Genomic DNA, 12,084 nt, shown 5'->3' on the forward strand with positions numbered 1-12,084 from the left:
CTACCTCCATATACTCATCACTAAGCTTATTCCGGCGGGAACAAGACAATACAACGCAAAGATCCGCCAGCGTCCGAGGGTCACCATCTTTCTAAACCATACTAAAGCTCCATATCCCGTCACAAAAGCTGCAATAATACCGCCATACCAAAAATCAGGCAAACTATCAACAAAACCGCCTGCTCTCACGAGGTCCATCACTTGAAGCAATGTGGCTCCTAGAATAGCTGGCAAAGAGAGAAGGAAGGAGAAACGAAAAGCTTCTTCTGGTGAGAGACCTCTTTTCAGACCTGTTACAATTGTCGCCCCTGATCGGGAAATTCCAGGTATAACTGCCAATCCTTGCGCTACCCCAATAACAATTCCAGACAGTAACGAAAGTTTATTTGATCTCTGAGGCAAAGAAGAAGCATACCATAAGAGTAACGATGTTATTAAAAGGGCGCATCCAATAAGAGCAGGAGATACCATCCATCTCTCTACCACCGGCTTGAGAGGGAATCCAATAGCTCCTGTAACGATAGTCCCGCAAATAACGGCCCATCCAAGGCGCCACCCTTCTGTTTCTCGACCAGACGGGGAAAACAGCCCCTTAAACCACTCTATTGCCAAAGAGTAGATATCTCTCGAAAAGAAGACGACCGTAGCTATCATCGTACTAAAATGGAGCAGCACATCATAGGTAAGGCTATCCTCTGCGATGCCCCATAGATTCTGTAACAAAGCTAAATGTCCGGAACTACTAATTGGAAGAAACTCTGCAAGGCCTTGTACGATGCCAAGAATTAACGTTTCAGCTTTCATGAATTTCCGTCCCCTCGATCTTTGTAATAATGGGTAAAATCATAGGCTTTGCATTTGCATACCGACGCCGTATCACATCTTTTACACGGCTCTTCATACGGAGAGCCAACATCGTAACTTCCACTTCTTTTTTCTTTTGAGCAAAATGGTCGAACACTCTCTTGACTGTGGAGAGAAGCTCTTCATGTAAAGTAGACGCATCCTCCATATGAATGAATCCGCGACTTTCGATACGAGGCTCAGATACGAGATGTAAGCCTCCATCGACTACAACGGAAATAACCACAAGGCCATCTTCTGCCAGCTCATGGCGCTCTTTCATAATGCTGCCTTCCAGCTCCCCCATAGCCACACCATCTACCATAATGCGACCAGATGGGATACGCCCCTTCACCTGAGCTCTTTTGTCCGTCACTAAAAGAACGTCGCCATTTTGCATTACAAAGGTATTTTTAGTGGGAACCCCTATCTCCTGCGCCAGTTGAGCATGACGAACTAGGTGTCGATACTCACCATGGACTGGCACAAAATAACGCGGCTTTACAAGATTTAACATGAGGCGCAGCTCATCTCGTGCCGCATGCCCAGACACATGTATTTCTTTTTCACCCTCATAAATAACATCGCATCCGCAAGCAAACAATCGATTGATAGTATTGCTAACCAACTTTTCATTCCCAGGGATAGGGCTGGCAAAAATTGCCACTACATCCTTTTCCCCCAGCTGGATCTGTCGATGCTCCCCCTTGCTCATAAGAACAAGCCCAGAAAACGGTTCGCCTTGACTTCCTGTCGTCATGACTACGACCTGGTTAGGGGCGTATTTATAAACATCAGTTGCAGGAATCAACATTTTGTCATCGGCTGAAAGATAGTTTAAGTCTCGCGCCAATTCCACATTAGTAACCATGCTCCTCCCCACAAAGGCAACCTTACGGTTAAAACGTCCTGCAGCATCTACAACCTGTTGTACACGATGCAAGTTACTTGCAAAAGTTGCTATGACAATGCGTTTATTTCTATGAAGGCGGAAAATACGATCAAGGGTCCCCCCTATAAGGAATTCCGACGGGGTAAATCCCTTTCTTTCCGCATTTGTAGAATCAGAGAGCATAAGAAGCACCCCATCACGGCCAGCCTCTGCAAAAGCAGCGTAATCGGTTAACCGTCCGTCTATTGGGGTAGGATCCAGTTTGAAATCGCCTGTATGCACAATAAGTCCGAGGGGCGTAGATATCACCAGCCCCACCGCGTCGGGAATGGAATGACAAACAGCAACAAAACGAATAGAAAAAACTCCTAGTTGAACTTCATTCCCAGCCTTAATCTCTACAAAATTTCCGTTGTAATCGGGGACTGTTTCTTTTAGCTTATTTTGAACCAACCCTAAGGTCAGCCGAGTTCCATATACGGGCACATCGAGTTTAGGTAACACAAAAGGAAGAGCCCCTATATGGTCTTCGTGTCCATGAGTAAGGAGAATGCCACGAATTCGCTGGCGATTTTCCACTAAATATGAAATATCAGGAATAACAAAATCTATGCCTAACATTTCTTCGTCGGGGAACATAAGTCCGCTGTCTACTACAATAATATCTTCCCCAAATTCAAATACATACATATTTTTCCCGATTTCCCCTAGACCACCTAGGGCAAAGAACTTTAATTTTTTTACAGCATTAGATTTTCTTGGGCGACGCCTGGTTCGCTTTAAAGGTTTTTCAGGCATGTATCCACCTCCAGTAATACAAAAATGCATTATAACGCAGCTCTCTCGCCACCGCTATGTATCCCAATCCTCATTGCTTCTTCAATATTTTTTTGGTACAATTCGTTGTTACTGTAGAGAAAGCCCCTCTAAAGGAGGTAGGAATCATTGAATCATTCAAGTATTGATTTAGCACCAGTAATGACACGAAGCGGGTACGAAAAACTTACCGCTGAGTTAGTCGATCTTAGAAGCAACGGGCGAGCAGAAATATCCCGACAGCTAGAGGAAGCCAGGGCATTTGGTGACTTAAGCGAAAACGCAGAGTATGCTGCTGCAAAAGATGAGCAAGCTAAGTTGGAAGCCCGCATTTCATGGCTTGAGTTTCAGTTGAGCAAGGCCAAGGTTATTGACGCCTCAGATGTAGACACAAGCCGGGTTACTCTTGGAACAACTGTAACGATAGAAGACACAACCAACAAAAAAGTGTTCACCTATACTATCGTGGGATCAGAAGAAGCAGATCCAAAGCTAAGCCACATCTCATCCTCAAGCCCCGTCGGAAAATCTCTTCTCGGCAAATCCATAGGAGACGAAGTTCACGTTAAAGTCCCCCGAGGTATCAGGAATCTAAAAATAGTTAGTATCGCTCTTATGCCTTAATAGTAAAAAAGACATGCGCCTGCTCATTATTTGCAGGCGCTTTTCTTTTCAAAAGACAATTGAACCAGTTCTGAGAGAAAGAGAGGGAAATCGTACCCCGCAGCAGCTGCCGCCTTGGGAACAAGGCTTGTACTTGTCATCCCTGGCACAGTATTCACTTCCAGCACCCATGGGGTTCCGTCTTCCTCTACACGGAAATCAACTCTAGCGTACCCCTCACATCCTAAAACCTGAAAAGCCTGACATGCCAAATGAGCAAGATGTTCTGATACTTTCGGCTCGTAGGGGGCTGGGGTAATATATTCCGTCATTCCTGGCGTATATTTCGAGTCATAATCGTAAAAACCCTGTTTAGGACGAATCATTACCGCCGGCAGAGCTTCAGGACTTCCTTTTCTTTCCCACACTGCAACTGTTACATCAACTCCTGAAATAAACTCTTCCAAAACAGCACGATCATCATATCTCCATGCCTCTTCAAAAGCTTGCTCAAGCGAAGACGCATCCTTGACTACAGATACACCAATAGTGCTTCCTCCATTACAAGGTTTGAGAATAGCCATTTTGTGAGTAGCTATAAAATGACGGCTCTCTTCTATAGAAAAAGAAGAATTTTTCAAAACCAGCAGTCCAGCGGGGGTTGGAATGCCGTAAAGGTTCAAAAGCCCCTTAGCTGCTGCTTTGTCCATAGAAAGAGAGCACGCCAAAGGCCCCGGCCCTGTATAGGGAAAATTCATGGCTTCAAGAGCTGCTTGAACTCTCCCATCTTCTCCCCAACCTCCATGGAGGGCAACAAAAACAGAAGCGAGCCCCTGAACGTTGCGAAGCTGAAAAACATCTGCCAGGGAGTGGACCTTAAAAGGTACTACTTTATATCCACACTCCTCTAACCCCTTGCTTACAGCTTCTCCGCTTTTCAGAGAAACCTCTTTTTCTGGTCCATCTCCACCATATAAAACAGCTACTACCATCTTTTTATCCACGTCGTCATCCTCGTTTCATAGCTCGTTGTCTGCCCTTTCCCTTCTTTTACATTAAAAGGGAAAAGGACTGGAAAGTTTTTTATCTCCAAAGGCCAAAGGTTTATCGGGGAAAGCGTTAATGACAAGACGCACACTTACCCAATCGTCATCTTCTTTTAAATCATCTCTATAGATAAGCTGCCATTGTAAACAGCACCTAGGATCGTACGTTAAGATATAAGCACGTTCAAACCATTCGGTAGTTTTAACGTTGTAAGCGCTACGAACAGCCAATGAAATATCTTTTCCTACAGGGAAAGCAAATTGCTGATAAAATTCTTCTAAATCACTATATCGATCCCACACCATAGGAGAATGTCCGTCTACCCATCGCCGCCGATAGGCCGTTCTGGCATCGATAGGTCCAAGTTTATATCCAGCCCCTACAGACAGCCATAAAATCTTCTGCTCGTCATCGCCACCATCATATCGAAAATGCCAATAACTCGAAGCCCAAAAGGGGCGAATGGGAGCGGGATTTCCAATTCCGGAGAGAGTGATGCCAAGTCCCATTCTGTCAGACTCATAGGCTTTACGACCTCGTCGCTCTTCGTAGCTTCCAAAAGAACCAGCCACGCTCCATCTCGTGTTCATCCACGACATAAGAGGCCACGAAGGACTGGAAAAAGTAAATTCGGGGTCGCGATAGAGTAAGTTTTTATAACTCTCACCGCCGCCCTTCTCTATATCAAGCGCCTCACGCTGAGACCACCAAAGCCTCGCCCTCCATCCATTCCACTCACCGCGGAACCCCCAAGATGGACGGAAAGCTTCCTGGTCTGTCGTTTCTTCCCAAGAATATTCTAGATTTCCAAACAGGGTTACGCCTGTCAATCCTATATTCTGAAGATTTTGAGAAGCAGAAACACTGCCTTCCAACCCCTTCTTAGACCACATCATAAAGCCCAAACGGGCCCCTCCATCGTCCCATACGATAGGCCCGCTGTATCCAGCTCCAAATCCTTTATCTGAAGTATAAAGAATCGTGGGCATCAGTTCGGAGTCAAGAAAACCTTTTTCCTTATTCAGGGCAACTACATAATCAAAGGGGTAGGTAAATAAATAAGAACCACCTATATAAACCTTGGGATTTTTGGCGACGATGCTCTTCCCTGGAATGATAGTAAGTTTCTTAGTTGTTACATTATAGTGGGGATGTTCTTGAGGACACGTAGTTAAACTCGTATTGCGCCACTTTCCTATAGTGGTCTTCTCTTTTATTCTTTTCGCCGATTTTTGGCTAATCCAACCTTTTTGAGCAGCTCTCTCTACTGGAGCAAAATCAAGCTGCTTCCCTCGCACAAAGAGGGTCCCTTGTCCTGCTGGCATTTCGCCCTTTGCACCATCGAGGACACCTTCCTCTGTCTCAAGATGGTAGACAAGACGTTGCCCGGAAAGCTTATTAGCACCATAAAAAATAGTAACACTCTTCCCTGGCAGCGCTTCGGCCAAGGCTTCCTGAGTTGCTACATCGTACTCCATATAGTCAGAATAAATACGGATAATACCGTAGTTAAGGACGGCACTCCCCTTTGCTGTGGCTACAGTGCCCCTTTCGTCATAGGCTACAACCTCTGCTTCCAAGGTCACTTCTTTCGCTTCTTCCGCCCTTAAAGGATTCTGCAAAAAAAGCAACACCATAAATACCATAAAAAAACGGAGGAAAAATTTCTCCCCTATTCTTTCCACGTTAAGGTGGCTCCCTTCTCCACGTAAAAAATCCCTTCTTCTGTAATACGGCCAAATGCCCCTGCAAGGGTCCCTTTATCATGCTCAGCATAGATTCCTTTTGGGAACGTCCATTCAGCATTTGTGCTGTTCCAAATGGCTTCTGGCGCTTTCCAATCTACAGTAAAATCCTGCCCCTTGGTAACCCCTTTTGGCTCATACAAAACACCTCCAGAAGAAGACTCTTCAAAGGTCCCTGAAGGAGCTTTCACATCCCACTGCTTCCCATCAGAGGAAACGCCTTCCATTGTAATCTGTGAAGCCTTAATCTGACCAGATTTACGTTCTGTGCGCTCTGCGTGAATAGCCCAAAGACCTCCAGAAATCTCTTTTTCTACAGAAAGGCTCTCTACTACAATCGCTGGCCCTTCCTTCACCGCTTTTTTTACTGCGTCCGGATCAAGATGAAGGTCTTGCCAAGCCGACCAAAGATAGAACGCAAATAAAAGAGCAACTCCTATAATTAAAAGAGGAATTTTAAACTTACCACTGAACATGCCAGCCATGGTCTTCCTCCACCATTTTTATGGTCACCTTACGTAACGTGCGGACAAATAACATTTTTTGCACTGCTGAAACTCGAGCTCTATTCCCTTCCCACTCTACAACATAACTTTCATTCAATGGCACCCGCATATTTGCCTTCTCTACATCCTCTTGAAAAGCTTTCTGCCCCCACAGCTTTTTCGATGACGGAGAAAGAAAGGTGTACATAGCATCATAGTCCCCACGTTTCCAATAGGACAAAAATCTTTCTAACACTTCCTCGCGACTTTCCTTGTCTGAAGGAGTAGAGGCAGTTGCCTTTTGAGATTCCTCCCTCTCGTCCCCCTTTTCTGGAACAGATATGGGTTTTAACCCTGAGAGATCCACTTTCGCTGTCGGAGGCACGGCAGGAGCTACTGGAGGAAGGGGGACAGGCATTTCGGCCTCGCTCGCTTCAACAAAAGCACTTTCATTTTCCTGCTTTTCTGCCCGCTTTGCTTTCGTTTTTTCACGCTCTAACACTTCTTTTTCTTTGGAGCTTTCTTCTATCGGAGGAAGGTCCAATACAATTTGATCTTTTTTTCTATTGCTCTGTCCTGGAACAGTAGCTACTTCCTGTTGTCTGTCATTAGAAGAAGCTCCTGCAAAATTAAACATCTTTTCATCTTCTATTCCCAGTCCTTTTATCGCTACAGAAAAAGAAGAGGCATTTTGATATGGGAAAAAGACGAGACCCTGTACTACTCCGCTAATGGGTTCATCAAATTTTCTCTCGTAAGATGTGGGCTTCACTCGGCTTCCATCACGTAACACAAGGGAAACATTCTCCGAAAAAGGGCTGAGAGATAAAGAACGAGCACCAAAAGAATAAAAAGTAATTAGGAATGGCTCCGATTCTCCTATACGAAGTTGTTCCATAAATGCTTTTTTATACGCATCTCTTTCTCCAGGAGATAAAGCAGCCCGGGTCGATTCCGCATCGACCCAAGGCTCCACTAACTCTTCAGGATAGTGAACAATCCAAACCAGACAATCTCTTCCCCAATGGGAAACTGTCCACTTTTCCAAAATATCTGTAGCTCGCGCCAAAGGTTCCAGACCCCAGGAAGGAGAGACGAGACAAAACACTCCCCAAAACACCAGGCAAAACAACGTACACCGTCGTTTCATCGCAATGCCGCGAGCCTCCTTTTCTCTAAAGCCTAAAATCAATAATAGCAGAAACGCCAACTCCCTGAACCCGCTTAAATTGTTTAATAGGGTTTTCTGAGTCGATAGGTATGAGTACTTTTACTCGAAGACGGTCTCTGAACGTAACTTCCAATTGAGCCACCGCTTTTGTTTTTTGTATAGCTTCTCCTCGGGGTCCAGCTACCTGAGCTGCCCCAATACGCGTACCTGTACCTAAAGAAACAATAGGAACGACTTTCGTATGTCCCTCTACTTTCGCTCCTTTATTGAACGTAACCTTGTTAATAAAATCATTAAGAGGCCCTGCTACTTGAGTGACCAAGAAACCGCCACCCACCACTCCTACAATATCCCCTAGATTAACAGCCCAAGCAATGCCTCCTAAAGAAAAGACGAGAGCCATCACCAAAACTGCTATTCTTTTTTTTGCTCCTTTCATGAAAAACCACTCCTTCTCTACTCGTTGCAAAAGACTATTCCAAATTTACATGATGATGTTAATTAATAGGTGTTAAAGTATCGTCCGTTGTTTCCGTCGTATCTGTATTTATCGTATCGGCAGAAGTGCTTTTAGCGCCTGTGTTTGGTGCGTTATCACTGCTGGCTTCTGCTGCATTCTCTCCACTTTGAGTTGCACCTGCCCCTCGAAGCATCCCCTGTAAACCAGCAGGAACAGCGTAGGCCGACACCCGAGCAGTCTCTGCTGTCTCTATAAAAAGCTCTGTTCCCGCAGGAATTTCTTTAGCATCTCCACGAACTAGAAAACCACCTGCCAACCCTACAGGACCAAACAGAATGGCACCAATAAAGCTCGTACCAGCAGCTGCTATCTGAGCATTTTCTGCTTTCGCAGCCTTTTTAGACTCCTCGCCTATAGCTACTGGAACGGCTTCCGGTCCCAAAGGCTTTAAAGTATCGACACCTATTTTTATCTCTGCCGGACGCCCAAAACTTCGAGGCTTTGTAACTGACTGGACATGAGCAATAACACGACTTCCTGCCGGAGCTAGAAGAAGGGCCTCTGAAACAAGATCTTCTGCTAACTCTAAATCCACGGGATCACCGGCTTTTACGCCGCTCGGGGTAAGGGTTTTCGTAAACTTTACCTTCATAACCCGCGCTGCTGGTATCTCCGCATCCTGCCATTGAACCTGTTCGGAAAGAATAAGACCTAATATTCTCTCTAACCGCATGGCAACTGGTTTATCTGGGTGAGCTGTCCCTTCGAGCATAGATTCAAGCGAATCGACTCTGCGAGTTACAGGACCATACCCATCAATCCGTTGAGAAACAGCCCATTCAGCAATTCCTAATTTAAAAAGCATGGAAGGTTGACCGGAAGTTCCCTTTTCGATGAAATCCAGAATAGCTGTCTGTCGTTCGGCAATACTTCCAGGGAGCTCTCGTCCGAAAAGATCTTTTTCAATATTGCTTAGACGTTCAATCAAGCCACCAGATTTTTCTCGCCCGTAGAGGATATCTTCAACATGATTGAGCGTCTGCAAAGTAGAAGAACTTTCGTCTTCCTGAGCCCCCAGAGGCATACTCCAAGCCCCAAGAAAGAGCACTGTCAAAACTATAAGCGACGCTGATATCTTCTGCAACTTCCTCATAGTGTTCCCTCCTTTTACACCATTGTCGGTACGCTACTTTTCCACCATATTTACCGCAGCCTGTATAAAACCAACAAAAAGCGGATGTGGTTTTACCGGCCGTGACCGAAACTCTGGATGGAACTGAACTGCGATAAACCACGGATGATCTGATATTTCCACGATCTCTACTAAGTCTTTTTTCTTGTACACTCCCGCTACTTTAAGCCCTGCCTTCTCTACGAGATCGCGATATTCGTTGTTAAACTCGTAGCGATGGCGATGCCTCTCATAAACAACTTCTTCATGGTAAGCTTCAAAAGATTTCGTTCCAGGAACGAGAGCGCAAGGATACGCCCCCAACCTCATAGTTCCACCTAAATCAGCCACATCGCGCTGCTCTTCCATTAAGTGTATAATAAGGTTTTTGCCATCTTCCTGCACTTCCGCCGTATTGGCATCTGAAATGCCACATACATGCCGAGCAAAATCAATCACCGCTACCTGCATACCTAAACAAAGTCCCAAATAAGGTATTTTTTTCTCTCGAGCATAACGAGCTGCTTCTATTTTTCCCTCAAGGCCTCGAGCCCCAAATCCCCCTGGTACCAGGACACCATGGACACCCGCAAGCACTTTTTCAGCTCCCTGTTCCTCTATAGCTTCAGCTTCCACTGAGCGGATACGAATTCGTACTTTGTGATAAACTCCTGCATGGTTCAACGCCTCTACAACGCTCAAATAAGCATCTTTATGGTTTATATATTTTCCAACCATAGCTATCTCTACTTCGCCATCAGGATTGCAAAAACTCTGAACAACTTTTCGCCAGTCTTCAAGATCTGGCTCTACCTCGCTTTTTACAGATAAACGATCCATCACTAATGTATCGAAATGCTGATCGTACAAGCTTAAAGGAACTTTATAAATTGTAGGTTCATCAAGAGCTTCTATTACAGCTTCCTTCGGCACATTGCAGAAGAGGGCTATTTTCTCTTTCATCTCATCACATATAGTATAGTGGGAACGACAGACGATGATATCGGGAAGAATGCCTATTCTCCGTAATTCCTGCACACTATGTTGCGTCGGTTTTGTTTTTAGCTCTCTGGCTGCTTCCAAATAAGGCACAAGGGTTACATGACAATATAGTACATTTTCTCTCCCTACACGCGTAGCCATCTGACGAATAGCCTCAAGGAACGGCTGACCCTCTATGTCTCCTACTGTTCCACCTATCTCTGCTATGACAATATCATTATCGTCAGCAGCTTTGAGAATACGTTCCTGAATCTCATTCGTAATGTGGGGAATAACCTGAACCGTTCCGCCGAGATAACAGCCATGGCGTTCTTTCGATATGACAGTAGAATAGATTTTCCCCGTAGTCACGTTGTTATCAGCGGAAAGAGACTCGTCAATAAAACGCTCATAATGCCCCAGGTCTAAATCTGTTTCAGCTCCGTCATTTGTCACAAAAACTTCCCCATGCTGAAAGGGATTCATTGTTCCCGCATCCACATTCAGATAAGGGTCTAGCTTGATAATTGAGACTCTAAAACCTCTTTTCTTGAGAAGCACACCCAGCGACGCTGCTGTAATGCCTTTCCCAAGAGAAGAAACTACTCCGCCCGTAACAAAAATAAACTTTGTCATGGATTGATCCTCCATCCAGGAATAGAAATATCAAAAAAGATGGACCAGGGCCTCAAAAAACTCCCTGGTCCAGTTTAACGAAATAATACTCCCATGTCATGGGGCCATACGCCTATCGAAGAACCTTCAAAGGGTTTATAGGCCTATTGTTCATACGTACTTCGAAGTGGAGATGCGGACCTGTAGCTCTCCCTGTAGCACCTACATAAGCTATAACCTGCCCCTGGGATATTTTTTGCCCATTACGTACAGCCAATTTAGAACAATGTGCATATAAAGTCGAATACCCGCCTCCATGGCTCAATACCACAACCCGCCCATATCCACCCATCCAGCCGGAATAAACTACATGTCCCTCTTTGGCCGCCCGAATACGGTATCCACGGGAAGCTTTAATATCGATACCAGTATGGAAACTTTTCCTTCTCGTCACTGGATGCCGACGCCAACCAAAAGGGCTATTAATGCGACCAACTACAGGCCAGCGGAAAGAGCGAGAGTATGTTGCGCCACCAGATTTAGAAGAAGATTTACTTCCTCCGTTATCAGCGTTAAGAACTGAAACTTCAGGACGGGCTTCCGGAAGGAATATTTCCTCCCCTGCCTTCAAACTGTTTAAATCCATATTCCCATTAACTTCTAAAGTTTTCTCTTTCGATATTTGAAATTTTTTAACAATACCGCCAAGAGTATCGCCTTTTTTCACCGTATAGAAAATACCATCCTGATTAGGGATACGAAGTTCTATTCCAGGTTTTAAAACATTAGGGTCTTTCAAATCATTGCTTCCGAAAAGAGTATCAATTTCGAGACTGAAGGTGTTTGAAATAGACCAAAGGCTATCGCCATTCGCTACTTTATACTTTGTAACATCAAGAGGTTTCACTTTCTCTCGTTTGGCAGCTACTCTAGCCTTTCGAGTTCGTACTTCCTCCAAGACAACATCTACGGCTTCACTGGAAACAGGAATAAGAAGCTGCTGATTTAATGTCAATTTATTAGGATTTTTTAACTCATTAGCACGGGCTATCTCGTCAGCCGACACATTATAACGGCTGGCGATATCTCCGAGAGTTTCTCCTGATTTTACTGTATATTCTTCCCATTGGGGCTTTACTTCAGAAAGAAGAGTGGATTCCGAGTCTCCTTCTTCTCCAGACTCACTTTGGTCCTGCCCAGAAGAGTCAGTTTCTGCAACATCTGTACTCTCCCCTTCGCCTGCCATAAGCACAAT

11 protein-coding genes are annotated in these 12,084 nt (G+C 45.0%); 1 reads left to right on the forward strand and 10 read right to left on the reverse strand.

Annotated elements, in window-relative coordinates:
• Both B3L97_RS08520 and B3L97_RS08525 read right to left on the reverse strand, forming a co-directional pair.
• Positions 1-804 (reverse strand): undecaprenyl-diphosphate phosphatase, encoded by an 804-nt coding sequence (locus B3L97_RS08520; RefSeq protein WP_024821794.1) that lies wholly within the window; start codon positions 802-804, stop codon positions 1-3.
• Positions 794-2,533: a ribonuclease J gene (locus B3L97_RS08525; RefSeq protein WP_024821793.1), complete on the reverse strand. Its 1,740-nt coding sequence runs from the start codon at positions 2,531-2,533 to the stop codon at positions 794-796. Before B3L97_RS08525 ends, B3L97_RS08520 begins: the two co-directional genes overlap by 11 nt.
• Positions 2,534-2,713: 180 nt before the next feature.
• On the opposite strand from B3L97_RS08525, the gene greA reads away from it, so the two are divergent.
• On the forward strand, positions 2,714-3,175 hold the full coding sequence (gene greA / locus B3L97_RS08530) for a transcription elongation factor GreA (RefSeq protein WP_051461124.1): 462 nt from the start codon (positions 2,714-2,716) through the stop codon (positions 3,173-3,175).
• A 26-nt stretch (positions 3,176-3,201) separates the two neighbouring features.
• On the opposite strand, the gene B3L97_RS08535 is transcribed toward greA, so the two are convergent.
• The 8 genes from B3L97_RS08535 to B3L97_RS08570 form a co-directional block, all read right to left on the reverse strand.
• Complete coding sequence (locus B3L97_RS08535; RefSeq protein WP_051461095.1) at positions 3,202-4,158, reverse strand: D-alanine--D-alanine ligase family protein; 957 nt, start codon at positions 4,156-4,158, stop codon at positions 3,202-3,204.
• Positions 4,159-4,209: 51 nt separating this feature from the next.
• The gene (locus tag B3L97_RS08540) at positions 4,210-5,886 is read right to left on the reverse strand and encodes an LPS-assembly protein LptD (RefSeq protein ID WP_024821790.1); all 1,677 of its coding nucleotides are present in this window, start codon (positions 5,884-5,886) and stop codon (positions 4,210-4,212) included.
• The gene (locus B3L97_RS08545) at positions 5,874-6,431 is read right to left on the reverse strand and encodes a hypothetical protein (protein WP_024821789.1); all 558 of its coding nucleotides are present in this window, start codon (positions 6,429-6,431) and stop codon (positions 5,874-5,876) included. The genes B3L97_RS08540 and B3L97_RS08545 overlap by 13 nt, the downstream gene beginning before the upstream one ends.
• The gene (locus tag B3L97_RS08550) at positions 6,409-7,581 is read right to left on the reverse strand and encodes a hypothetical protein (RefSeq protein WP_286934830.1); all 1,173 of its coding nucleotides are present in this window, start codon (positions 7,579-7,581) and stop codon (positions 6,409-6,411) included. Before B3L97_RS08550 ends, B3L97_RS08545 begins: the two co-directional genes overlap by 23 nt.
• Before the next feature lie 25 nt (positions 7,582-7,606).
• Entirely contained in the window at positions 7,607-8,041 is a 435-nt protein-coding gene (locus B3L97_RS08555; protein WP_024821787.1) for a hypothetical protein, read from the reverse strand.
• Positions 8,042-8,099: 58 nt separating this feature from the next.
• Complete coding sequence (locus B3L97_RS08560) at positions 8,100-9,215, reverse strand: hypothetical protein (RefSeq protein WP_051461094.1); 1,116 nt, start codon at positions 9,213-9,215, stop codon at positions 8,100-8,102.
• Positions 9,216-9,248: 33 nt separating this feature from the next.
• Entirely contained in the window at positions 9,249-10,850 is a 1,602-nt protein-coding gene (locus B3L97_RS08565; RefSeq protein ID WP_024821785.1) for a CTP synthase, read from the reverse strand.
• Between the two features lie 112 nt (positions 10,851-10,962).
• A partial coding sequence (locus B3L97_RS08570; protein ID WP_286934831.1) for a LysM peptidoglycan-binding domain-containing protein occupies positions 10,963-12,084 on the reverse strand: 1,122 nt, incomplete at its 5' end.

The organism is Aminobacterium sp. UBA4834 (assembly GCF_002400205.1).
Taxonomy (GTDB): Bacteria; Synergistota; Synergistia; order Synergistales; family Aminobacteriaceae; genus Aminobacterium; species Aminobacterium mobile.